Consider the following 24,332-nt stretch of genomic DNA (forward strand, 5'->3'; position numbering starts at 1 on the left):
GGTCACTAGTGGCCGCTCGCTCGCCGGTCAGTCGCGCTGCTCGATGAGCGTGAGCTGCGTGCCGTCCGGGTCGATCAGGAAACCGGCTCGGAGGCCCCAGTCCTGCATGCGCACCGGGTGGAGTCGCGGCGCCCCGGTCGTGCGTTCCGGGACGCCCGACCGTCGAATCGCATCAGCCAGCTCGTCGACCTCGGCGACGCGCAGGCAGCACATGAAGCTGCTCGACGCAGGGTCGAGGTCGGGCGCCGGGAAGAACTCGAGCTGCAGACCTCCGCGGACGAGGATCAGCCAGCCCTCATCGCGGAAGGTCCGCTCGAAGCCGAACGCTGCGTAGAAGGCCTCGGTGACGTCGAAGCTGCGTGATGGCAGGTTGGGCGTCGCGCGGTCGTACTGGGTCGCGGTCATGGCATCGATGATCGCAGCGCGACGGCCGTCGCGGAAGGTCAATCCGTCGAAGCCGGTGACGCCAGGCGCTCGCGGAGGAAGGCGACCACGCGCTTGCGGGCCTCGAACGCGGGATGACCGTCGCGCTCGCGCACCTCGCCGGTGAGTGCCGAGTGGGCGGTCTTCGCGAAGCCGCCGGGGTTGCCCGGTGAGGAGTCGAGTTCGATGACCTCGAAGGCGTCGCCGAGCTTCGCCGCGATGGTCGCGAATCGTTCCCGCGGCACGGCCTTGTCCTCGCTGAACCGCAGACCGAGGGCGCAGACCGATCCTTGCGCTGCGCGGGCTGCGACCGCGTCGAACTCGGCCGCGGACATGCCAGGGTCGATCCGCCGAGCACGACTCACGGGGAACGGCGTCGACGGCTGGCTCATCACCGAGGCGAGCACGTGCTCGTCGACGGCGGCCGCGAGCGCGAAGCCGCCGGAGAAGCACATGCCGATGACGCCGACGCCCGGCCCGGGCGTGCGGGCGGCGAGGTCGGCTGCGAGGGCGCGGACGTGGTCGGCGACCGGCCGGTGCGCGCCGGTCGCGAACGCCTTGAACTCAGCGGACACGCACACCTTCGACACGCTGGCGAGCGTGTAGCCGAGGGTGCCCTCGCGTCCCGGCGTCCCGAACGGCGACGGGATCGAGACGGTGAACCCCTCCGAGACGAGGTGCTCCGCCAACCCGAGGACCTCGGGCGTGAGCCCAGGCAACTCGGGGATGAGGACGACGCCCGGCCCGGACCCCTGCTCGAAGCGGTCGTGCGTGACGCCACCGCCGGTGAACGGGGTCCGGACCCAGCCGGTGAGTTCGCCGGTCGGGGCGTGGTCGAGGTCGGTCATGGGGCGAGCGTAGTCCTGGGGCGGGAACGCAGGCGGAGACCACGCGAGACACATCGCTTCTCGCAATCGTCGCTGGTCCGTTGAACTTCAGCCGATGGATTCGTTCCGCGATCGGGATCGCTGCGGCCAGCGCCCGAGAGACTGTCGGTACTCCGTTGCTTCGGCGCTGTCCGAGAATTCGAGAATGTTGCCGACCTTCTGCAGGAGCACATCGCGTACTTCAGCTGGACTGGCGAAGAAGAACTCTTTGCGCGGGTTGGCCTGGTTGAGCGCCCGGTCAGCGAAATGCTTGTGCAGCTCGTTCTCCAGGGTGACTGCATCCTCCGAGAAGAACAGCGTGTGGGTGTCGAACCGGAATGGCACGGATGCGCCGCTCAGTTCAGAGATGCGATCCGTCGGCGTCAGGCGGCGGGTGAGCCCGATCTTCACCACATCAGGACCGAACGCACCTTCATTGGAGATGACGTAGATATAGCCGGCACGAATGTTCGCGGCCCGGAAGTCGTTCTCTGCGATCGCTTCGTCGATCGCGCCGAGCCGACGCAACAGGTCGTCGTCGGTCTGACCCTGACGTTGCAAGACGGCGAGCGTATTCACGAGGTGGGCTCGCTCCTTGTCCAGACGAGCACGCTCGTCATCCAGCTCTTTCTGAACGCGTTGCTCCTCCTTGATGCGGGCGCGTTCCTCCTTCGCTTCTTCTCGCTCGATCTGCTTCTTCATCAGCCAATCAGCCGTCAGCTCGAGTTCCTTCTCACGAAGCCGATGGAACTCGTCGCTGATTCTCAGCTCCATCAGAGCGCCGAGCTTGGCGATGGCCGTGCGAGATGATTCCAATCGCTTCTTCGCGGTCACGACGTTGCCAGCACGAAGGGTGCGCAATGCGTTGTCGGCTTCCGCGTTGTAAGCCCGGAGCATGAGTTTCGCGAGGTCCGACGTCATGCGCTTGCCCTGCGCCAGCGAGTTGTTGAAGGTGAAGAGTTCGGACTTCTCGATCGCGCGGTCGTCTCGGACCAGTGAGGCGATCCGAGCTTCGATCGCTTGGAGTCGCAGCTGGTAGGCGGCTGCCGTTTCGAGCGGATGGTGGAATCGGTAGATGCCCACCGACTGCAGGACTCGTGCGTCGTCGAGTTCGACGAGGTCGTCTACGTGCCCCAGGGCCAACTTCTGACGCAACGCGGCGTTCTCACGCTCGAGTTCATGGATGCGAGCGGAGTCAGCTGCAGGGTTCGGCGTCGGCGGCGTATCCACGGTTGTCGGTATCGCCGGTGCCGCTGCCGCTGCCGCTGCCGTTGCCGCTGCCGCTGCCGCTGGTGTAGGCGCCTCCACGTCGCGGCTCTCGTTCGGATCGATCCAGAGCGCCCATCCGGCTGGGGCAGGTGGCCAGCTCGGATCCGGCGTCCAACTCGCGGGCGGCCTCCAGCCGGCGGGAGGCTTCGGCCATCCCGGCGGTGGGTTGAAGATCATCGATCCGTTGTCCGTCATGCTCGGCGAACCCCGCCGCCATCGACCGCGACGAGCCCATGGGGGTTCTTCGACACGACCGCGCGAAGGTGCTCCAAGGTCGCGGACGGGACGACCGCGGCCAGATCCAGCTTGAGGAACTCGTCGCGTGAGACGGCGAGGGCCAGGAATCGCACCGAGGTCTCGCGGCCCGTCGCCGGATTGATCGTTTCGGTGCCCAACTCGAGCGACACATTGTGAATGAGTGCCCGCCGATCGGCTTCGAAGACCTCGTGGACGCTCCGGAGCGCGACGTTGTGGACGATTCCCGCGTACCGATCCTTCACGTCCTTCGCCGCCAGAGGAGAGGCGGCGATCTCATCCGACGCCTTCACGTACCGGTAGGCCTTGGTCGTCGGGATCTGGTCCGGTCCTGGGATGGTCACCCGAAGACTGAGTTCGGCCGTCGATGGTTCGAACGTCGCGTTGGTTTCGACCGTGAACCATTCCGGATAGACCGAGTTCGCCATGACGATGCCGACGTACTCCTGCACGGCTTCCACGGTGCCATAGCCGAGACCGGTGATGAGCTGGTCCAGCTCTGCGTTCCGCTGGGTCGCGGCAGTCTCGCGTGCTTCACACTCCTGCGAGTACTTGGATTCTTCGAAGGCGAGCCGTCCACGGCGTTTCTGCTCGGCAGCCTCGTATGCCTCCTGTTGCGCCGCGCGCTGTTGCGGAAGCGCAGCGACTGCTGCTTGCCAGGCGTAATAGTCGGCTGCATAACGCGCTTCAACAGCTGCCTGCGCCTCGGCGAGTTTCCGCTTCTTGCCGAACATCCCGGTCGGCTCCTCGGGAGCGTACTTGACCGGCAGCGGGGGATCGGGGATCGGGGCGGGAGCTGCCGTCGGGACTCGCAGATCGACCCGAGGGAACGGAGGGTGTTCGACTCGGACGCGTAGCTTCTCGAGGTCGACGTAGTCGTCGACATCGAGGGTCGCGCTGAGCAGCCCGTCTATCTCGGCATACTGATCCCGCAGATCCGCGTTTCGTTGGTCGACCTCAGCTTGCATGGCGGCGACGTGTGCGGCTGCCGCTTCCTTCTCCAGGCGCTTGCGATCTGCTTCTGACGCCCGAGCTGCGGCGAGCTGCGCTCGTTCGGCCGCGCGTTGCGCTTGCTCCACCTGGCGGACGTTCGCGTTGTGTTGTCGGAATGCGTTGCGTTGTCGCTGCTCCGCGAGCCTCGTCTGGTGCTGCATCTCCGCCAAGAACCCACGCCGTCGTGCCATTTTCTCCCCAATTCGGTCGTCCACATTGTATGTGGCGAGGGGCCACGAACGAGCGTGGTCCGTCATCGCCCAGCGCGGTCCCACGGGCGGCATCACGGCAATGCTGCGCGCGCTCCTCGCACCCGAACTGCCGGATCGTGGCACGTGTCGCCTGGGAAGCCACCCGCCGTTCACCTTCCGGCCACCGTCGCTCCTCCAACCGGCAACCCCACGCCGATGGGATGGGTCCAGATCCCCGTCCCTTCGTGCCCTGGAGACCCATGCCCCGCCTCAACCGCGTGTTGACGATGACCGCCGCGTGCGCCATCGGTGCAACCGCTTTCATCGCGACACCCGCCGTCGCCATCGCCGCCCCAGCGCCGGGGCTCCAGATCAACGAGGTCGAGTCCTCCGGGGGCGTCCCCGGCGACTGGATCGAGTTCACCAACACCGCCGCCACCGCGATCACGCTCGACGGTTGGGTCGTGAAGGACAACAAGGACGACAGCAACTACGCGTTCCCCGCCGGCACCGTCGTCGAGCCCGGCGCGTTCCTCGTCGTCGAGGAGGAGCAGCTCGGGTTCGGCCTCGGTAAGGAGGACTCGGTCCGCCTGTTCGACCCAACCGCGGCACTCGCCGACGAGTACTCGTGGACCGGCCACGCCGTGACCACGTACGGCGTCACCGCCGACCGCTCCGGGTGGGCCGAGACCACCGAGTCGACGAAGGGCGCGGCGAACCTCTTCACCACTCCCGAGGTCCCCGAGACGCCCGGCGAGATCCGCATCAACGAGATCGACTCACAGCCCGCCGACTGGGTCGAGTTCTTCAACCCCGGCACCGAGGCACTGGACATCTCCGGCTACGAGATCCGCGACAACTCCGACGACCACCGTTGGCAGTTCCTGCCCGGCACGTCGATCGCGGCGGGCGAGTTCCTCGTCGTCGAGGAGTCGACCGTCGGCCTCGTCGGCGGCGTGGAAGCGGCCTTCCGTGACCCGATCGGCATCGGCAGCGCCGACGAGATCCGCCTCTTCGACGACGCCGGCACGCTCATCGACCGCTCGGGCACCTGGAGCGGCCACCCGGTGATCGGTGGCGACTCGCTCGCAGCGACCCTCGCCCGCTGCCCCGACGGCGAAGGCCCGTTCGTGCTCGCCAACATCACCAAGGGTGCGGCGAACGACTGCGTGCTCCCGAACCTCGCCATCAACGAGATCGAGTCGAACGGCGACGCCACCGACTGGGTCGAGGTCGTCAACCTCGAGCCGACCGCCATCGACCTCTCCGGCTGGACGGTCATGGACGACGACCCGGTGGGCCACGCCGACCAGACCACCCCGCTGCCCGCCGGCACGATCCTCGAGCCGGGTGAGTACTTCGTCTTCGACCAGAACGTGGACTTCGTCTTCGGGCTCGGCAACGGCGACACCGTCACCGTGCGGAACGCCGCCGGCACGACCGTCGCGCAGCACGCCTACGCCGCTCACGCCGAGGGTGTCCTCGCCCGCTGCCCCGACGGCACCGGCGACTTCGCCGACACCGCGGTCTCCACCAAGGGACTCCGCAACGCGTGCGGCAACCCGGTGCGCATCAACGAGGTCGAGTCCGACGGCGGATCGCCCGACGACTGGATCGAGCTCGTCAACCCGACCGCCGCCACGCTCGACGTCTCCGGCATCGTCGTGAAGGACGACGACGACACCCACGCCTACGCGATCCCCGCGAACACCACCATCGCGGCCGGCGGCTACCTCGTCATCGAGCGCGCGGCCCTCGGCTTCGGTCTCGGCGGCGGCGACACGGTCCGCCTCTTCGAGGGCGACGCACTTCTCGACTCCACCACGTGGGGCGAGGGACACCCGGCCACCACCTGGGGTCGCTGCCCCGACGCCACCGGTGCCTTCGCCGCGACCAGCGAGTCGACCAAGGGCGCCGCGAACGTCTGCGCCGGCGAGATCCCCGTCGGCCCGTGGCCCGGCTCGCCCGACGTCGCCGTGCTCGACACCACGCCCACGTTCCTTGAGGACAGCTCGGGCCTCGACACCCAGGTCACCGCCGACGGCGCGTTCCTCTGGGCGGTCGACAACGGCACCGGCACGTTCTGGAAGCTCGCCATCGCCGCTGACGGTTCCGTCTCGTTCGTCGACGGTTGGGAGCAGGGCAAGCGCGCCCGCTTCCAGAAGGACGCCTCGAACCCCGCCGCGGCCGGCCCCGACACCGAGGGCATCACGGTCGACGGCACCGGTTCCGTCTATGTCGGCGTGGAGCGCGACAACAGTGTGAAGGGCACGACGCTGAACGCCGTGCTCAAGGTCGACCCGAACGCGCCCGGACCGGACGTCGTCGCGTCGCAGGAGTGGGACCTCACGGCCCTGCTGCCGACGGTCGGCGCGAACCTCGGCGTCGAAGCGGTCGAGTGGGTGGCCGACGGTGACCTCGCCGGCAAGCTCTTCGACGACAACACGAAGGCGACCTACGACCCGGCCAACTACGCGGGTCACGGCGATGGGCTGTTCTTCGTCGGCGTCGAGGACACCGGCGACGTGTACGCGTTCGCGCTGAACGCCGACGGCTCGGCCACGCTGATCTCGACGATCGACCCGGGCCTCCCGGCGGTCATGGCGCTCGACTACGACACGACCCTCGGCGTGCTGTGGGCCGTGTGCGACGACGGCTGCGCGGGCACCGGTGCGCAGATCACCCTGAACGGGACCGAGCAGCCGGGCATCGCCCAGGTCGCCCGCCCGGCAGGCCTGCCCGACCTCAACAACGAGGGCTTCGCGACCGCGCCGGCCTCGCTGTCGGTCGACGGGAAGCGTCCCGTGTACTGGTTCGCCGACGGCTTCGCCTCCGAGGCGCTGCGCCTCGGCTCGCTGCCCGGAACGACCACGCCGCCCGTGACGCCGCCGACCGGTGGAGTCACGCCGCTGCCCGGCACGAGCCTCACCGAGGCCAACCGTGGCGCGATCACGCTGGCGGACACCGTGCGGCGGGGCGAGACCGTGACGGTCGGGCTCGAGGACCGGTTCGCGGCCACGGCCGTCGAGGTGTGGTTGTACTCGACGCCCGCGCGGATCGCCGCAGGTACGACGAACGCCGCCGGTGACCTGCTGGCGACGATCCCGGCCGACGCGACGCTCGGCGACCACCGGGTCGCGGTCTACGCGGCCGACGGTTCGCTCATCGGCTGGACCGAGGTGCGCGTCGTCGCAGCCGACGGGACGATCGTCGACGGTGCGGCTGCCGGCGGATCGCTCGCCACGACCGGGACCGAGCTGCCCATCGGCACGATCGGCACGGGTGTGCTCCTGCTCCTGCTCGGTGGCGTCCTCGTCGCGATGCGAGCGCGTCGCCGGGCGGCCTGATCCTCCGCAACGCCTGACGGCCCCGGGAGCGCACCAGCGCACCCGGGGCCGTTCCCCGTCACCTGCCGGTTTCGCTGGGCCGGTGGTGATGCCGGTGGTGATGTTGCCAGCGCGGTGCTGTGACGTGAGCGCGGGTCTAGGACGTGAGCGCGGGTCTCCGGAGGGGCGCGCTCGCGCGTGTGGGGTGCGCCCGGGCCGGGTCGGGCGCACTCGCGTCAGCGCACCGCGCTGGCCGAAGGCGGACACGGGGCAGGAGTGCGATGCTGGGGCGATGGACGAGCACGGGGTGACCGAAGGCGGAATGACCGTCGGCCGGGTGGCGGCCGAGATCGGGGTCAGCGTCCGGACCCTCCACCACTGGGACGAGCTCGGCGTCGCGCAGCCCTCCGGCAGGACGAGCAGCGGCTACCGCTCGTACCTGCCCGTCGACGTCGCTCGACTCCGACGCGTCCTCCTGCTCCGCGACCTCGGCGTCCCACTGGCCCGGATCCCCACGCTCCTCAGCGCGCCGGCCCCGGAACGCCGCGCGGAGCTCACGCAGCGGCGCCGCGACCTCGCCGACACGATCGCCCGGCTCGAAGACGTCGCGCGTTCCGTCGACCGCCTGCTCGAAGCGGACGAGGTCGGAGTGCTCGTCCCCGAGGACCAGCACCACGACGTCTTCGGTGACGACTGGAACCCGACGATGGCGGAGTCCGCACGCGCCCGCTGGGGCGACTCCGCGCAGTGGGCCGAGTACGCCGAGCGGTCCGCCGAGCGCACGCCGGAGGATTGGCGCGCGGTCGTCGGCCCGCTCCGAGACCTCGTGGACGAACTCGCCGAGGCCAAGCGGGCCAGGGTCGTCGCCGGATCCGTGGCAGCGAACGCCCTGGCCGAACGACACCGAGCCGCCCTCAGCGAGTACTTCCACTGCACGCCGGCCATGCACGTGATCACCGGTCGCCTCGCGCTGACGGAGCCCGGCATGGCCGACACCTACGACCGGGTCGAGCCGGGCCTCGCCGCCTGGTTCTCGACCCTCATCGACGCGAACGCGCGCACCCACGGCGTCGACCCGGAGACCGCCGTCTGGGAGTGACCGCAGGCCAGCGCGGCCGGCTCGGCAAGCGCGGCCGCCTCGGTCAGCTCAGCCGGCTCGGCCCAGTTCGCGCAGCGCGACCTCGATGATCGTCGCGCTCGGAACGTGCAGCGCCTCAGCCGCGGTCGTCCTGGTCGCAGACAGGTAGGCGTCGACCAGTCGATTCCCCGCCGCGTAACCGGCACCCATCGGTAACCCGACCGGCTCGCCTCCGAACCGCAGGGCCGCCTCGTCGCCGTGCACCCACGAGACGAAGTGCTGCATCCCTCCGACCTCGAGCCCCTCGACCACCCGATCGAGCACCGTGTCGTCGTCGAGGCGCGGGACCCCGATCGGGGTGTAGCCGGACACCCCGTACAGCTGCCGGGCGAACGCGTCCGCCAGGCCCTCCGAGACCACCTGTTCACCGACCACCACGGTCGCCGGATTCCAGACGACCCCACCCGGTGCGTATCGCAGGTTGTGGTGGAGTTCGTGGACGGCCGCCGCCTCGAGGCGCGCGAGGTTCTCCTCCGTCGGCCAGAGGATGAGCGAGATGAATCCCGTCGCGCTGCCGTTGCCGATGAAGCCGCGGATGGCGTCCATGAAGTAGTCGTCATCGGGGTCGCCGAGGACGAGCAGGACGGTGATGTCGGGCACCAGGAGGGTCGGGACCGCCGCGAGCTGGGTGGCGACCGCCGCGTCGAGCGCCCGTGAGATCCGTCCCCACGCGTCCGCGGCGACGAGTCGGTCGAGGGCGTCGACGACCCGATCCCGACTCCGGTCGATCGGGAACCCCGAGCCCACCGTGTGCATGGCGAGCAGGTCGACCTCCCCGGGGAAGTACCGGTACATGTCGGCGACGGGCTCGAGCATGGCGCGGAGTCGCGCGGGTCGTTCGGCTTCCGGTGCATCGAGGACGGAACGCATGCCGCTGGCGGTGTCGAGGATCGTGATCGTCATGGTGTCGACGCTAAAGCCTCACGTCGCGTGAGGGTCAAGCTTCCAAGTGGCCCGTCCTCACGCCAGCGCGGTGCGCTGGCGCGAGTGACTCACACTCGGTAGGAGGACACCCCACTCGGCCCGAGTGCACCCGATGCGGCGTGAGCGCGCCCCGCACGGTCGAGCGCGGGTCTCCGGAGACCCGCGCTCGAGGCTCCGCACCGCGCTCGCGTCAGCGCACCGCGCTGGCACCCACCGACGGGGAGGTGTCAGCGGTTCGCGGTCGCCCGAGTGCCGTCGCGGAGGGCTGGTGGGACGGCCTCGCCGCGTCGCTCGTCGCTGTAGACCATGAGCGTCGAGCCGATGAGCGCCAGCACGATCGCGATGGTGCCGAAGATGCTCGGCAGGGTCTGGTAGACGACGAGCGAGACGAGGATGGTGAGCACCGGCGCGAGCGCGTTGGTCGTCGGCGCCACGACGGACGCCTTCCCGCGGCTGAGCGCCATCACGAGGAACAGCGCCCCGACCGCGTTCAACAGCTGCGTGCCCGCCGTCAGGACCGGCGCCTGCCACGGTGCGTCGAGCGGGAGCCCGCCCATCGCGATGATCGCGAACGGCGTGAGGATGAGGCCGCTGATCGCCATCCACGAGAAGGTCGTCGCATCGTTCACACCGATCGTCGCGGCCTTGCGCATGAAGAACGCCTGGACGCCCCAGGCGATGCTCACGAGGATCGCGATGATCAGCCACGGCCCTGACGCACCCTCGGCGGACCCGCTCGACACGCTGAAGAGCACGATCGCCGCGAGTGCCGCGACGAGCCCGACGACCGCGATCGCGTTCAGCCGTTCACGCAGCAGGATGACGGCCATGATGACGGTGATCGCGGGGGAGATCGAGATGATCGGGAAGATCAAGTAGGCCGGGCCGGTCGACAGGGCGTTGAACAACAGGAGTTGCCCGCCGGCGCCGGTGAGTCCGATCAACAGTCCGTAAACGGCGGCTCGTGGTCGACGGTCGAAGGTCTGCCCGCGCAGGGCGAACACGGCGGGGATGATCATCACCACCGCCCAGATGACGTAGACCATCTCGTCCGGGTAGCCGTACAGCGTGATGGGGAGCGAGGAGAACGCTCCCCAGACGCCCCAGAACAGCACTAACAGTCCGGCGTACAACATCCAACTCTGGGTCTTCTTCACGATGGTCTTCCTTGACTGCTGATTCGGGCAGGAGTGTGCACCCCGGGGTGCCGGGGTGGTGGTGATGGCGTCCGCGGATGCGGGCGCGGGCGCGACGAGCTACCGGGAACCCAGGCGGTCCAGGGCTGTCTCGGCCAGCGGCGAGCCGTGCTGCTTCGCCGCGTACAGGGCGGCGCCCACCGCGGGACCGAACATCGGGACGCGGAGTTCGTACGCCGGCGGCAGCGCGTGGAGCGCCTGCTCGAAGCCGACTCGGATCGCGTCCGCCGTGAACATGCCGCCGGAGTAGGACACCGGGACGACCTCATCGTCCAGGAAGCCGAGCGCGACGCGGGTCGCCTCCACGATCTCGACCAGCTCCCCGCTCGCCTCCCGCAGGATGGTCGCCGACGCCTCGTCACCGTGGCCGGCGGCATCGACGACCGTCTTGGAGAGGTCGGCGATCAGCGCGCGCTGCCCCTTCCACTCGTTGACCACGACGTCGATCACGTCGAGATCGCTCGTGATCCCGACCCGCGCCTTCATGAGGTCGTAGAGCGGCCCGCGCGACAGCCGGCCGTCGCTCATCCGCGTGAAGGCGTTCAAGCCTCGAGCGGCGATCCAGTACGCCGACCCCTCGTCGCCGAACAGTTCGCTCCACCCGCCGACCCGGTGCCCGCGGCCACGGCGCTCGCCGTAGGTCATCGAGCCCGTGCCGCTGATCACGTTGATGCCGTCGACGGCGCCGAGCGATCCGGCCCAGCCGCACACCATGTCGTTGTCGCACGAGTACCGGTCGTGGCCGAGCACCTCGCCGGGGATCGCGTTCAGGCGGTCGAGGTCGGAACTGACCTCGCCGTATCCCGGCAGACCGAGGAACGCCTGATCGATGTCGGACGCCTCGACTCCCGCCCGCGACGTGACCGCCGCCACCCCCTCGGTGAGGATCCGACCGACGAGCTCGATGCCGTCGTCGAAGTAGTAGCAGCTGGCCGTCTGCGCCTCGGCGACGATGTGTCCGCCGTCGTCGAGGAGCACGAACGCGGTCTTCGAGCCGCCGCCGTCCACACCGAGGAAGAGTGACACGCCTACCGCTCCTCGGGTGCGGTGCTCGCTGCACCGGAGGTCACCGGGTGGATCCGGACGCCCTGCACGACGCGGTTCACCGTGCCGCTCGGGAACGGGTTGTCGGGCGTCGCGCCGAGCTGGAGCGAGTACGACAGCCCGAGCAGCTGCGCCACGAGCACGAAGCCCACGGCGAGCTGTGCGTCGTCGAGGCCGGCGAGTTCGGGGAGCACCCAGTCCTGCGCCGTTGGGCCCTCGACCGGTTCGGCGGAGATCGCGATGACGCGCTCCGGCGACAGCGTCGCGCGCAGTTCGGCGACGATGTCGAGGTCGTACCGGCGCGAGTACGGGTCGGAGGACAGGTAGACGACCGCGAGCGTGCTGTCGTCGACGACGGCCTTCGGCCCGTGACGGAACCCGAGTGCCGAGTCGTAGTAGGTGACGATGCGTCCGGCGGTCAGCTCGAGGAGCTTGAGCGCCGACTCCCTGGCCAGCCCGGTGAGCGGACCGCTGCCGAGGTAGACGACGCGTTCGCACCCCTCGTTGGCGAGCGCGCGGATGTCGACCTCGCGCTGGTCGAGGATCGTCGTCGCGCCGGCCGCGAGTGCCTGCACTGCGGCTTCGTCGGCGCCCCCGAGGATGAGGAGGACCGAGAGCAGCATGGAGCTGAAGCTCGAGGTCATCGCGAAGCCCTCGTCGTTGGAGCGCCGGGGCATGAGGACGGTGAGCGACGAGGCGCGGTCGTGGTGGCGTCGGTACAGCTCGCCGGTCTCGTCGCAGGTGATCACCAGGTGGTGGACCTCGGCGAGCGACTGGTCGGCGAGCTCGGTCGCGGCGACGCTCTCGGGGCTGTTGCCGGAGCGCGCGAAGGACACGAGCAGCAGGGGGACGTCCTCGGCGAACGCCTCCCGCGGGTTGGAGACGATGTCCGTGGTCGCGACCGCGTCGATCCGGCGGCGGAGCGTCCGGGTCAGCGACGGCGCCGCGATCTCACCGATGAAGGCCGAGGTGCCCGCGCCGGTCAGGACGATGCGCAGCTCGGGTCGCGCGAGGAGCGGCGCGAGGAACGCGTCGATCTCGTCACGGCGGGCGGCGATCCCCGTCGACGCCTCCAGCCAGACGTCGGGCTGCTGGGTGATCTCGCGGACGGTGGCTTCCGAACCGACGATGGTGGTGATGGACACGGGTGGCTCCTGGGATGGGTCGAAGTGATGGGGGGTGTTGCGGTGGGGCTGCGGTGGCCGTGCCCGAGCTGCAGGCGCGGCGATGGACGTGATCCTGCCACGCCGGGATGGGCGACTACCCCTTGAGTCCCGAGAAGGTCATGGTCGCGACGAACTGCTTCTGAGCGACCATGAAGAACAGGATGAGCGGCAGCGTGGCGACGACGTTCCCGGCCATGAGGAGCGCCCAGTCGGTGCGCCGTGCCCCCTGGAAGTTCGTGATGCCGAGCTGCAGGGTGAAGACCTGGTCGTTGTTGATCGCGATGAGCGGCCAGACGAGGTCGTTCCACGAACCCAGCAGGGTGAAGATCGCGAGGGTCGCCAGAGCCGGTTTCGCGAGCGGCAGGATCACCCGGAAGAACACCTGCAGGCGGGTGCAGCCGTCGATGAGGGCGGCCTCCTCGAGCTCCGCCGGCAGTGAGAGGAAGAACTGCCGCATGAGGAAGATGCCGAACGCGGACGCGAGCCACGGCACGATCGCCGCACCGAGGCTGTCGATGAGTCCGAGGCGTGAGAACAGGATGTAGGTCGGGATCATGAGCAGCTGTGTGGGGATCATGATCGTGGCGACGATCATGAGGAAGCCCATCGTCTTACCGCGGAACTTCAGGCGGGCGAAGCCGTAGCCGGCGAGCGAGCAGAGCACGAGGTGGGAGGCGACCGCGACGGCCGACACGATGACCGTGTTGCCGAGCCACAGCAGGATGCCCGACTCCGTGAACAGCTTCGCGAAGCCGTCGAAGGTGATGTGCGTCGGGAGGATCCGCGGCGGGAAGGTGTTGATCTCCGACTCCGGCGTCACCGAGGTGATGAACATCTGCACGAACGGGATCGCGAAGATGATCGCGATCGGCGCGAGCACGAGGTGCCAGAGGCTGAAGCGCCGGCGGGTGCGGCGTTCGGCGGGCGGTGCGGTGACCGAGGGCTTGCCGGTGGCGGCGTCGCCACGCGGTGGGGTGGTCAGGACGGTCATCAGAATGCCTCCACGTTGGACCGGCGGGAGTACAGGACGACACCGATCGTGGCGACGAGGGTCACCGCGAAGAGGCCGTAGGCCACGGCGGAGCCGTACCCGAACTGCAACTGCTTGAACGCCGCGTCCCACAGGTAGAACACGATCGTCTGGGTGGCGCCGAGCGGGCCGCCCCTGGTGGTGGTGTACACGAGGTCGAACAGCTGGATCGCCTGGATGAACTGCCAGATCGCCACGAACACGGTGACCGGCCCGAGCTGCGGGAAGGTGATGCGCCAGAACGACTGCCAGGCGTTCGCCCCGTCGATCCGGGCGGCTTCGAGGAGTTCGGAGGGGATGTCCTGCAGGGCCGCCAGATAGATCACGGTGGTGAAGGCCGCCTGCCCCCAGAGCGACATGATCGTGATGACGACCATCGCCTGCCCCTGGTCCTCGAGCCAACCCTGCGCCGGCAAGCCCAGGAACCGGAACACGGTGTTGAGGAGGCCGAACTGCGGGTTGAAGAGGTAGGTGGTGAGGATGCCGGTGGCCGCGGCCGACGCGACGAAGGGGACGAAGATCGCCGTACGGTAGACCCCGATGAAGCGGATCCGGCGGTTGAGGGCGACGGCGAGGAAGAGCCCGAGGCCGAGCGACGCCGGGACGAACAGGAGCGTGTAGACGACGGTGTGCACGACGGCCGCCTGCAGCTCGTCGTTGCCGATCATGCTGGCGTAGTTCTCGAGCCCGACCTGCTCCGGCTCGCTGAAGCCGTCCCACTTCTGGAGCGACAGGAAGAACGCCCAGATCGCGGGGAAGATCGACAGACCGAGCACGATGAGCATCGCCGGGGCGACGAAGCCCCAGCCGGTGAGGTTGTCGCGGAGGCGTCGCCGGCCGGGCCGGGGCGCGGCGGGCGTGTGCCCACCCCGCCCCGGCTTCGCCGTGCGCTTCGTGTCGCGTTCCGCGGTGGTCGACATCAGTCGTCCGCCAGGGCGGCGTCGGCGGCCTTCGCGGCATCCTCCAACGCCTGCTTCGGCTCGCCCTGACCCTGTAGGACCGCGGAGATCGCCTTGCCGATCGCCTCGGAGAGTCCCACGTAGCCCGGGACGGTCGGTCGGGCCTGCTTGGCGTTCACGCCGTTCTCGGCCATGACGTCGAGACCCGGGAGCTTGTCCACCTGCGCCTGGAACTCCGGGGTGTCGATCTCGCTCGACCGCAGCGGCAGGTTGCCGTACGCGACGTTCCACTTGAGGTCCTGCTCCGAGTCGGTGAGCCACTTCGTGAACTCGTACGCCCAGTACTCGCGGTTCTTGTCCTTGTGGTCGAACAGGGCCCACACGTCCGGACCGGAGACCGTCTGGTGGTCGCCGTCGGTGCCCGGCAGGACGGTGACGCCGTACTTCGTGCCCTTCGTCTGCAGGGTGGAGAGCTGCCACGGGCCGGAGGTGATCATGCCGATGCGGTCGCTGGCGAACAGGTCGCCGAACTTCGTGTCGGTCTGGTCGAGGTAGACGCTCTTGTCCTCGACCGCCATGTCGCGGAGGAAGGTGAGGGCGTCGACGCCGGCGTCGGAGGCGAACTCGGCGGTCTTGTCGTCGTCGGAGATGATCGACCCGCCGTTCTGCCAGAGGTGCGGCCAGAACTGCCAGGTCGTCTCCTCACTGCCGGAGACGGAGTACGCGTACCCGTAGGTGTTCGTCGCCGGGTCGGTCAGTTGCTTCGACGCCTCGCGGAAGTCGTCCCAGGTCCAGTCGGCCGTCGGGTAGGCGACACCGGCGGCGTCGAACACCGTCGTGTTGTACAGGAGGGAGATGTTGTCGACGACCGCCGGGAAGCCGATGGTCTTCTCGCCCGTCGGCTGCACGGTCTGGCGTGCGGCCTCGGAGAACTCGTCCCACTTGACGTCGGGCTCCGCCACCTGGTCGGTGATGTCGAGGGTGCGACCGGAGGCCTCGAGGCGGCTCGCCCACGAACCGAACGCGTAGGACACGTCCGGGTAGTTGCCGCCGGCGAAGCTCGCGGAGAGCTTCTGCAGGAGGTCCTCCGTCGACGGCGCGCCGGACGACACGTCGATGGTCACGTTCGGGTGCAGCTCCTCGAACTCGTCGACGAGACCGGTGAGGATCTGCTGGGCGGCGTCGGCCTGCCCCGTCCAGAACGTGAGCTTGACCTTCGCCTCCTTGTCGAGGGTCGTCGCACCGGAGGAACCACCGGCGCAGCCGGAGAGCGCGAGGGCTCCGGCGGCGACGATGGCGGTCGCGGTGATGAGGCGGCGTGCTCGGCGTGCGTGACGCGAGGCTGGGACGTGGATCGTGGAACGGGGTGGGAACATCGGTGGTCGTCTCCTGTGTCGATCGTTCGGGAACGGTGCGGGTCGGCGGTGCGGTCAGATGCGGTCGGCGGGGATGATCTCCCGCAGCGGCTCCGGCAGGAGGTCGCCGTGCGCGGCGACGAGGTCGTTGCACAGCTCCCAGATCTGCTCGGGTGTGAGGGTCGAGGAGGCGTTCGGGTCCATGAGCACCGCCTGACGGATGAGTGTCGGGTTCCCGGTGCGGGCGGCCTCGATCGTGAGCTCCGCCACCGAGACGTAGGGGCGGTTGAGCGCGGCGCACTGCACGGGCAGCGCGCCCATCGCCTGCGGGGCGATCCCGTTCGCGTCGACCTGCACGGGCACCTCGACGACCGCGCCCTGCGGCAGGTTGTCGATGAGGCCGCGGTTGACGACGTTGCCGTGGATGAGGCGCGGGGTGTCCGTCACGAGCGAGTGGATGAGCTGCGGGGCGTACTCGCTGGCCTCCTCCTCGAGCGTCAGCGGGGTGCCGGACGCGAGTGCCGCCTTCGTCGCCTCGAACTCGGCGACGTTCTCCTCGCTGATGCCGAGGTACTCGAGCGGCTGGAGCCGGTAGCGCGCGACCTGCTCGGGGGAGCGGAGGAACCACGACAGGTACTCGGAGGAGTGCTCGCTCGTCTCCGTCGGGTAGAAGCCGATGCGTCGGAACATCTCGACGCGCACGCGCCGGCTGAGCTCGGGGTCGTTCCGGATGCGCTCACGCAGCAGCGGATAGAGGTCGCGGCCGTCGTGCGTCCACTCGAGCAACCAGGACTGGTGGTTGACGCCGGCGGCGCGGTACGTCGTGCCCTCGATCGGGACGCCGACGAGCTCGCAGAGGTCGTTCACCGTCCAGAAGACGCTGTGGCAGAGGCCGATCGCACTGATGTCGGGGGCGACGACCGACGCCCACCAGATGTTCATCGCCATCGGGTTGGTGTAGTTGAGCAGGTGGGCGTCGGGGCAGATCTCCCGCATGTCGGCGGTCAGTGCGGAGAGCAGCGGGAAGGTGCGGAGGGCTCGGAAGACGCCGCCGACGCCGGTGGTGTCGCCGATGGTCTGCAGGAGGCCGCGCGCGGCCGGGATCTCGAGGTCGGAGTAGGTCGCGGCGATCCCGCCGACCTGGACCATGTTGATCACGAAGTCGGCGCCGGCGAGTGCCCGGCGGCGGTCGGATTCGGCGGTGATCGTCGCACGACCGGCGAGACGCTCGTCCACCTGACGGGCGGTGCCCTCCGCCACGGCGAGGCGTTCCGCGTTGATGTCGTGCAGCACGATCTCGAGCCCTGCGAGCTCGCGGTACCGCAGCAGGTCGGCGATGAGCTGGCGGGTGAAGACGACGCTGCCTGCTCCGATGAAAGTCACTCGTGTCATGGAGCGATCATCGACTACAGTGATCGAACCGAGCAAGAAGTTGATCGGATTTTGCCTGAAGTGATCACTTTCGCTGAGCGTCGGGGGTGCGCGAGGCGACGGGACGACGGAGGAGTCGCCATGCAGGGACCCACCGCGGCGGAGTTGTCGCAGCGTGCGCCGTCGGGGAAGCGCAGTCAGCGGATGCGCGACATCCTCGCGCAGCTGGCCGCCGCCGACGCAGTGGTCTCGATCGACGAGCTGACGACCCGGCTCGCGGTCTCCGCGCCGACGATCCGACGCGACCTCGCCGACCTCGACGACCTCGGCCTCGTGCTCCGCACCCACGGTGGTGCCCGGGCGATCGACGCGCGCGACGAGGTGCCGGTCCGGTTCCGCGACACCCAGTTCCGGGAGGCGAAGCGTCGTATCGCCAGGCGGGTCGCCGACATGATCCCCGCCGGCCCCTACGCCATCGCGCTGAGCGGCGGGACGACGACGGCGGCCGTCGCCAAGGAGCTCAGCAACCGCTCGGAGCTCACGATCGTGACGAACTCGCTGACGACGGCGACGGAGATCGCGTCGAGGCCGAACCTGCAGGTCATCATGACCGGCGGCCTGGTGCGCTCCTCGTCGTTCGAGGCCGTCGGGGCGCTCGCCGAGAACACCTTCAGCGCGATCAACGTGGGGACCGCGATCCTCGGGACGGACGGCATCAGTGCGTCCGGCGGGGCGACGACCCACGACGAGCGTGAGGCGCGGACGAACCTCGCGATGGTGACGCACGCGCAACGGGTGATCGTCGTCGCCGACGGCTCGAAGGTGGGGCGCGTCACGCTCGCGCGCATGGCGGACCTCGGGCAGATCCACGACCTGGTGACGGACGCCTCGGCCGATCCTGTCGAACTCGAGCGTCTGGCCGCGGCCGACATCGCGGTGCACGTCGTCGCCCTCTGACATCCGCCCATCCATCCCACCTCGGTGGCTTGCGCCAGCGCGGTGCGCTGACGTGAGCGCGGGCCTGTGACATGAGCGCGGGCCTCCGGAGGGGCGCGCTCACGGTTGTGGGGTGCGCTCACGCCGATTCCCGCGCACTCACGTCACCGCACCGCGCTGGCCTTCAAGCCGACGGGTGTCCCTGGCGGGGAATGCATTGTTCTAGTAGCATTGCAAACATGTTGTTCCGCATCGATCCGACCTCGACGACCTCCCTCGCCGAGCAGATCGCTGTGCAGGTGCGGTCGGGGATCGCCTCCGGCGACCTCGGTCCGGGGGAGCGGCTGCCGCCCGCTCGCGACCTCGCACGGGCGCTGCAGATCAACATGCACACGGTCCTCCGCGCCTACGGAGAGCTCCGCGACGCCGGACTCATCGGCATGCGACAGGGGCGAGGCGCATGGGTGCTGGAGGACGCCGTCCCCGGACTCGTGCGGGTCGAGGAGCTCGTCACGCAACTGGTCGCCGAGGCCCGCAAGCTCGGCATCTCGCCTCAGGACCTCAACCGGATGATCGAACGCGCCTGACCGGTCCATCCACCACGCGCGACACCGACCGTCCGCGCAGCATCATCGCCGACCACCGCAGCAGCTCAGGGGGAGCACATGCACGACACCACCACACCGCCACCGGCAGCACCAGCTCGCGGACGCATCGTCCTGGCCGGCCTCGCCATGGCCGTCCCGGCGATCGCGATCGCCATCACCCGGCTCGTCTGGGGCGATGCGCTCCCGGTCGACGTCGCCTCGCATTGGTCGGGCACCGGTGCACCGGACGACTCGCAGCCCGCCGCGGGTGTCTTCGTCGTGACGTTGATCATCGCGTCCGTCGTCGCGATCGCAGCCATCATCCTGCTCGCCCTGCCACGGCCCTCCATGCGGACCAAGCGCATGATCGTCCTGATCCTCGGCATCGCCGCGGGATCGGCCGCCGCCGTCTGGGTCATCCCCACGTGGCTCACGCTCCAAGCGGGATCGGTCGATGGCGCCGTCCTCGGCTGGTGGATCATCCCGCTCGCCGCGTGCTCGCTCTGGGGCGTCATCCCCGCGGCGATCCTGCCGGCCCGGCCGCTGCTCGCGGGTGCAACGGCACGACCGGCGCCGATGGACCTCGGGGAGACCGAGGTCGGCGCCTGGAGTCGCAGCGTCACGGCCCTCATATTCCTGTGGATCACGCTCGGCCTCGTCGCCATCGGTGCCGTCGCGTACACGCCGATCTTGCTGGATGGCGAGTCGGGCGTCGCGACGTTCGGTCTGTCGATCCTCGCCCTCGCGACCATCGTCTGCGCCTCGTTCGTCCGCCTGCGCATCAGCGTCGACTGGCGCGGCCTCCGCGTCGTCTCGCTCTTCGGCATCCCGATGAAGCGCATCCCGCTCGACCAGGTCGACGTCGTCGAGGCGACCGACATCCGCCCGATGGACTGGGGCGGTTGGGGCTACCGGATCATGCCCGGCCGCTCGGCCGTCGTGCTGCGCTCCGGTCCGGGCCTCGTCGTCACGAGCACCTCCGGCAAGCAGTTCGCGATCACGATCGACGACCCCGAGGAACCCGCCGCGCTCCTGCAGGCGCTCGTGGCCCGCGCCGCAGCCCGCGTCTGAGATTGCCGCGCATGACGATCGGGGCCTCGCGGCGCCGGTGAGCCAATACGGTGAGTCCATGAGCGAAGCACCCCTGGCGACCGGACCGTCGACGACCGCACTGCCCACCACGACCATCGGGACGGGCGGTGACGCCGCCGAGGTCGGCGCCATCGGCTACGGCGCGATGTCGATCGCGGGCACCTACGGTGCGATCGCCGACGCCGACGTCACCGCGGTCCTCGACGCGACCCTGGCGGGTGGAGCGAACCTCATCGACACCGCGAACGTCTACGGCGACGGCCGGAGCGAGGAACTCCTCGGCCGATACCTGGCCGGGCGTCGCGATGAGGTGTTCCTCGCCTCCAAGGTCGGCATCGTCACGGGCGGGGGCATCGGCAAACGTGGTGTCCGCGGCGATCGCGCCCACCTCCACGAACAGATCGACCGCTCGCTCGCCCGACTCGGCACCGACCACCTCGACCTCTACTACCAGCACCGGGTCGACCCGAACATCCCCATCGAGGAGACCGTGGGGGCGCTCGCCGAACTCGTGACGGCCGGCAAGGTGCTCCGCATCGGCCTGTCGGAGGCGACCGGTGACGAACTGCGTCGCGCCCACGCCGTCCACCCGATCGCCGCGATCCAGTCGGAGTGGAGCATCGTGAGTCGCGACATCGAGACCTACGTGGTGCCGGCGGCCGCCGAGCTGGGCGTCACGGTCGTCGCCTTCTCGCCGCTGTCGCGCGGGCTGTTCACGGAGGACTTCACAGCCGAGACCGTGCCGCTCGGTGGGACGCGCGGCAACTTCCCGCGCTTCCAGCCGGAGCACCTGGCGGCGAACCTCGAGCTCGCCGCCCGGTTCCGGACCCTCGCCCGCCGTCTGGGGACGACCGCGGAGGCGCTCGCGCTCGCCTGGGTGCACGACCGCGGGCAGCAGCTCGGCGCACGCGTCGTCTCCATCCCCGGCACCCGCAGCGTCGCCCACCTCCGCGCGAACCTCGCGGCGTTCGAGGTCGAGCTGACCGACGAGATCCGTGCCGAGATCGACACCTACGCCGAGCAGGTCAGCGGCCCCCGTTCCGCCGATCCGAACTGGGTGTCGGGCGGTCGCGAGGGACTGCTCTGACGCGGTCGGGCGGGCCTTCCTCGGCCAGCGCGGTGCGTTGACGCGAGCGCGGCCCTGTGACGCCAGCGCGGGTCTCCAGAGGGCCGCGCTCAGGGCTCTGGGGCGCGGCCACGCCGATTCCATCGCACTCGCGTCAGCGCACCGCGCCGACCCCACCGGAGGGGTTGCGGGTGTTATCCGTGCCATTGGCTAACATGTGGAAATGACGTCATCCGGGGGACCGACAGCGCTCGACGCACCAGCACCGAAGGGCGAGCCGGGACCGCCTGGGAGGCGCAAGCAACGCGACAAGCGCACCCGCATGCCCACGATGGCCGACGTCGCCGCGATCGCCGGTGTCTCCCCGCAGACCGTCTCCCGGGTGCTCCGCGGCCTCGACAACGTGACCGAGGTGACCCGGCTCCAGGTGGAGGCGGCTGTCGAGCAGACGGGCTACCGACGGACGGGGCTCGCCCGCGCGCTGGTCACTGGCCGCAGCCGCACCATCGGCGTCCTCACCCACGAGACCGACTACTACGCGCGCTCGTCGATGATGCTCGGCATCCAACGTGCGACGCACCAGCACGACTACTTCGTGAGCGCCGCCGGGACGACGTCGTTGTCCGCCGCGTCCATCACCGACGCCATCGACCGGCTCCGGAACCAGGGCGTCGACGGACTCGTGATCGCCGTTCCGATCTGGGACGAGGTCTCCCTGCTGCGGGTGACGGCCGACCTGCCGACGGTCGTGATCGACGGCCTCGAGTCCTTCGCCGACGAGATCGTCCGGGTGGACCAGGAGGCCGCCGGCCGCATGGCGACGGAGCATCTGCTCGACCTCGGGCACGAGACCGTCTGGCACCTGAGCGGCCCGACGGCCTGGAAGGACGCAGGAGGCCGGACGATCGGCTGGCAGGCCGCCCTGCGCGACCGCGGCATCGACGAACCACCCGTCCTGTACGGCGACTGGAGCCCGGAGTCGGGCTACCGCAACGGCCTCCTCCTCGGTCGCATGCCGGACGTCACGGCGATCTTCGTCTCGAGCGACGAGATGGCGTTCGGGGTGCTGCGTGCCCTCGCCGAACTCGGCCGGAGTGTGCCGGGCGACGTGTCCGTCATCGGGATGGACGACATCGCCCTGGCGCAGTACGCCTCGCCGCCACTGACGACCATCCGGCAGCCGTTCAGCGAGATGGGTCGCGTCGCCGTCGAACATCTGCTCACGCTGATCGAGGAGCCCGCGGCGGAGCGCGAGACGGTCGTCATGCTGCCGGAGCTGATCGTCCGCGGGAGCACCGCAGCGCCCGGCACGGCGCACTGAGCGCCGGGCTCAGAACTCCTCGACGTACTCCTCGGTCGGTCCGAGCTCCGGGCGGCTGACGAACTCGACGCCGGATCCCGATCGGTGCAGTTCGAGGACGACGATCCGGTTCGACCCCGACCGCAGGAGCGGCCCGGGAACGTAGAGCGTCTGCTGCGGACCGATGTTCCAGTACCGGCCGAGCAGCGCGCCGTTGATCCAGACGAACCCCTTCGTGAACCCGGGGAGCCGCAGGTGGGTGTCGAGGGGTTCGTCGACGTGGAAGGTCCCGCTCGACAGGCCGCCGTCGCCCGTACCGCCGGGCGTGGCTCCGTCTCCCGACCGCTCGATGACCGACCGTTCGACGACCGACCGCAGGTGCAGGGCGTCCAGGCGGTCGAGGGCGACGGGCCGTGCTCGCCAGCCGTGCACGAGACGACGCTCCACGAGCACCGGGCCGAGCAGGCCCTTCCGGGAGCCCAACTGCGGTCCGTAGTTGACGCGGCCGAGGTTCTCCACCACGACCGTCAGCTTCGAGACGAGGCCCGTACCGATCACGGTCACCGTACCGGCCGCCGTGATCGTCGCCTGGTGCTCGCCGTCGAGGAAGATCTGGCCGCGGTCGGCGACGCCGTCGAACACGAGCTCGACCGGGCGGTCGGGGAGGAGGACGTCCGCCTCGTAGACGACCAGACCGCCGTCGACGTCGAGGTCTTCGAAGGACGCCGGTGACGCCGTCCGCTCGGCGAGCGGACCGCCGAGCCCACCGAGGGCGTCGAGCAGGCCGGCGCCGTGCTGCAGTGGCACGCTGCGTTCCGGCAGGTACCGGAGCTCGGGCGAGCGCAGCGGCTGGTCCGCCATGCCGAGGGCCTCGCGGAGGGCGAAGAACTTGGGCGTGAGTCGGCCGTCCTCGGCGATCGGCGCGTCGGAGTCGTAGCTGGTGATGGTCGGCCGCAGTTCGCCATCGACGAGGTTCGCCCCCGACCAGAGGCCGAAGTTCGTCCCGCCGTGCGCCATGTAGATGCTGATGCTCCCGCCGTCGGTCAGGATGCCTCGCGCCACCTCGGCGGCGTTGTCGGCGTCGCGCACGTGGTGCGGCTGGCCCCAGTGGTCGAACCATCCGTTCCAGAACTCCGCGACGAAGAAGGGCTCGTCGGGCCGGCGGCTCCGGAGCAGGGCGCGAGCCTCATCCGGCTTCGAACCGAGCGTGGCGGCCATCATGATGCCGGGGATCGAGCCACCGTCGATCATCAGATCGGTGGGCCCGTCGGCGGTGTAGAGCAGCTCTTGCACGCCGAGTCGGCGCAGGAGCGAGGCGAGCCAGCCGGGGTACCTGGCGTCGTCGCCGTAACTGCCGTACTCGTTCTCGACCTGCACGGCGACGACCGGCCCGCCGTGGACGGCCTGGTAGGGCGCGAGCCGGGGGATGAGCTCCTCGAACCAGGTCTCGACCGGCTGCTGGTAACCCGGGTCCGAGCTGCGGAGCGTGATGTCGCGGGCGGTGAGCCAGGCCGGCAGGCCGCCGTTCGACCACTCCGCGCAGATGTACGGGCCGGGGCGGAGCAGCACGTCGAGACCGAGGTCGGCGGCGGTGTCCATGAAGGCACCGATGTCGCGCCAGCCGGTGAACCCGGGTGCAGCGTCGACCTGGGGCTGGTGGAAGTTCCAGGGGATGTAGGTGTCGATGGAGTTGAGGCCGAGGTCGACGAACCGCAGCATCCGGTCGCGCCAGTGCTCCGGGACGACCCGGAAGTAGTGCAGTGATCCGGACCGGATGGAGTGCGGGACGCCGTTGCGGAACAGCTTCCCGTCGCCCCAGTGCAGCGCCGCAGGGACGGCGGGCTGCGGCTCGTCCGCGACGTGGGGAAGGGCTGAACCGACAGCGTCGGCGAACTTCGTCATGGT

At 69.6% G+C, this 24,332-nt stretch carries 20 protein-coding genes; 7 read left to right on the plus strand and 13 right to left on the minus strand.

Annotated elements, in window-relative coordinates; translation table 11 throughout:
* Nucleotides 1–27: 27 nt before the first annotated feature.
* The 4 genes from QRN26_RS01315 to QRN26_RS01330 all read right to left on the minus strand — a co-directional run bounded on the left by QRN26_RS01315 (nt 28) and on the right by QRN26_RS01330 (nt 3,967).
* Nucleotides 28–405 carry a bleomycin resistance protein gene (locus QRN26_RS01315; protein ID WP_285034983.1) on the minus strand — a complete coding sequence of 126 codons (378 nt, stop codon included), beginning with the start codon at nt 403–405 and terminating at the stop codon, nt 28–30.
* 38 nt (nt 406–443) lie between these two features.
* Nucleotides 444–1,271, minus strand: a complete 828-nt coding sequence (locus QRN26_RS01320; RefSeq protein WP_285034984.1) for a dienelactone hydrolase family protein — start codon at nt 1,269–1,271, stop codon at nt 444–446.
* A gap of 87 nt (nt 1,272–1,358) precedes the next feature.
* The gene (locus tag QRN26_RS01325; protein WP_285034985.1) at nt 1,359–2,753 is read right to left on the minus strand and encodes an SNIPE associated domain-containing protein; all 1,395 of its coding nucleotides are present in this window, start codon (nt 2,751–2,753) and stop codon (nt 1,359–1,361) included.
* Complete coding sequence (locus QRN26_RS01330; RefSeq protein WP_285034986.1) at nt 2,750–3,967, minus strand: hypothetical protein; 1,218 nt, start codon at nt 3,965–3,967, stop codon at nt 2,750–2,752. The genes QRN26_RS01325 and QRN26_RS01330 overlap by 4 nt, the downstream gene beginning before the upstream one ends.
* Nucleotides 3,968–4,257: 290 nt before the next feature.
* Between QRN26_RS01330 and QRN26_RS01335 the strand changes: the two genes are divergently transcribed.
* Together QRN26_RS01335 and QRN26_RS01340 are read left to right on the plus strand one after the other, a co-directional pair.
* Nucleotides 4,258–7,344: a lamin tail domain-containing protein gene (locus QRN26_RS01335; RefSeq protein ID WP_285034987.1), complete on the plus strand. Its 3,087-nt coding sequence runs from the start codon at nt 4,258–4,260 to the stop codon at nt 7,342–7,344.
* A 271-nt stretch (nt 7,345–7,615) separates the two neighbouring features.
* Nucleotides 7,616–8,422: a MerR family transcriptional regulator gene (locus QRN26_RS01340; RefSeq protein WP_285034988.1), complete on the plus strand. Its 807-nt coding sequence runs from the start codon at nt 7,616–7,618 to the stop codon at nt 8,420–8,422.
* Between the two features lie 48 nt (nt 8,423–8,470).
* Here QRN26_RS01340 and QRN26_RS01345 read toward each other — a convergent pair whose 3' ends face one another.
* From QRN26_RS01345 to QRN26_RS01380, 8 genes are all read right to left on the minus strand, one after another.
* Entirely contained in the window at nt 8,471–9,364 is an 894-nt protein-coding gene (locus QRN26_RS01345; protein ID WP_285034989.1) for a DUF2268 domain-containing putative Zn-dependent protease, read from the minus strand.
* 248 nt (nt 9,365–9,612) lie between these two features.
* Nucleotides 9,613–10,542 carry a DMT family transporter gene (locus QRN26_RS01350; RefSeq protein WP_285034990.1) on the minus strand — a complete coding sequence of 310 codons (930 nt, stop codon included), beginning with the start codon at nt 10,540–10,542 and terminating at the stop codon, nt 9,613–9,615.
* Nucleotides 10,543–10,641: 99 nt separating this feature from the next.
* On the minus strand, nt 10,642–11,607 hold the full coding sequence (locus QRN26_RS01355; protein ID WP_285034991.1) for a BadF/BadG/BcrA/BcrD ATPase family protein: 966 nt from the start codon (nt 11,605–11,607) through the stop codon (nt 10,642–10,644).
* A 2-nt stretch (nt 11,608–11,609) separates the two neighbouring features.
* Nucleotides 11,610–12,770, minus strand: coding sequence for an SIS domain-containing protein (locus QRN26_RS01360; RefSeq protein ID WP_285034992.1), 1,161 nt, complete (start codon nt 12,768–12,770; stop codon nt 11,610–11,612).
* Nucleotides 12,771–12,885: 115 nt separating this feature from the next.
* Nucleotides 12,886–13,782 (minus strand): carbohydrate ABC transporter permease, encoded by an 897-nt coding sequence (locus tag QRN26_RS01365; RefSeq protein ID WP_285034993.1) that lies wholly within the window; start codon nt 13,780–13,782, stop codon nt 12,886–12,888.
* Nucleotides 13,782–14,741, minus strand: coding sequence for a carbohydrate ABC transporter permease (locus tag QRN26_RS01370; RefSeq protein WP_285034994.1), 960 nt, complete (start codon nt 14,739–14,741; stop codon nt 13,782–13,784). The genes QRN26_RS01365 and QRN26_RS01370 overlap by 1 nt, the downstream gene beginning before the upstream one ends.
* Nucleotides 14,741–16,096, minus strand: a complete 1,356-nt coding sequence (locus tag QRN26_RS01375) for an ABC transporter substrate-binding protein (protein ID WP_194671180.1) — start codon at nt 16,094–16,096, stop codon at nt 14,741–14,743. The genes QRN26_RS01370 and QRN26_RS01375 overlap by 1 nt, the downstream gene beginning before the upstream one ends.
* 54 nt (nt 16,097–16,150) lie before the next feature.
* On the minus strand, nt 16,151–17,467 hold the full coding sequence (locus QRN26_RS01380; RefSeq protein WP_056013732.1) for an alpha-glucosidase/alpha-galactosidase: 1,317 nt from the start codon (nt 17,465–17,467) through the stop codon (nt 16,151–16,153).
* 120 nt (nt 17,468–17,587) lie between these two features.
* Here QRN26_RS01380 and QRN26_RS01385 point away from each other — a divergent pair, with 120 nt between their 5' ends.
* The 5 genes from QRN26_RS01385 (at nt 17,588) to QRN26_RS01405 (ending at nt 22,448) form a co-directional block, all read left to right on the plus strand.
* Nucleotides 17,588–18,403: a DeoR/GlpR family DNA-binding transcription regulator gene (locus QRN26_RS01385; protein WP_056013734.1), complete on the plus strand. Its 816-nt coding sequence runs from the start codon at nt 17,588–17,590 to the stop codon at nt 18,401–18,403.
* Between the two features lie 218 nt (nt 18,404–18,621).
* The gene (locus tag QRN26_RS01390) at nt 18,622–18,969 is read left to right on the plus strand and encodes a GntR family transcriptional regulator (RefSeq protein WP_285034995.1); all 348 of its coding nucleotides are present in this window, start codon (nt 18,622–18,624) and stop codon (nt 18,967–18,969) included.
* Between the two features lie 78 nt (nt 18,970–19,047).
* Nucleotides 19,048–20,040, plus strand: a complete 993-nt coding sequence (locus QRN26_RS01395; protein ID WP_285034996.1) for a hypothetical protein — start codon at nt 19,048–19,050, stop codon at nt 20,038–20,040.
* Between the two features lie 58 nt (nt 20,041–20,098).
* On the plus strand, nt 20,099–21,148 hold the full coding sequence (locus QRN26_RS01400) for an aldo/keto reductase (protein WP_285034997.1): 1,050 nt from the start codon (nt 20,099–20,101) through the stop codon (nt 21,146–21,148).
* A gap of 202 nt (nt 21,149–21,350) precedes the next feature.
* A complete protein-coding gene (locus tag QRN26_RS01405; protein WP_200920992.1) occupies nt 21,351–22,448 on the plus strand; it encodes a LacI family DNA-binding transcriptional regulator in 1,098 nt (365 codons plus the stop codon).
* A 9-nt stretch (nt 22,449–22,457) separates the two neighbouring features.
* On the opposite strand, the gene QRN26_RS01410 is transcribed toward QRN26_RS01405, so the two are convergent.
* Complete coding sequence (locus QRN26_RS01410; protein ID WP_285034998.1) at nt 22,458–24,329, minus strand: glycoside hydrolase family 35 protein; 1,872 nt, start codon at nt 24,327–24,329, stop codon at nt 22,458–22,460.
* Between the last annotated feature and the right edge of the window lie 3 nt (nt 24,330–24,332).

Source organism: Plantibacter sp. ME-Dv--P-095 (assembly GCF_030209365.1).
Lineage (GTDB): Bacteria > Actinomycetota > Actinomycetes > Actinomycetales > Microbacteriaceae > Plantibacter.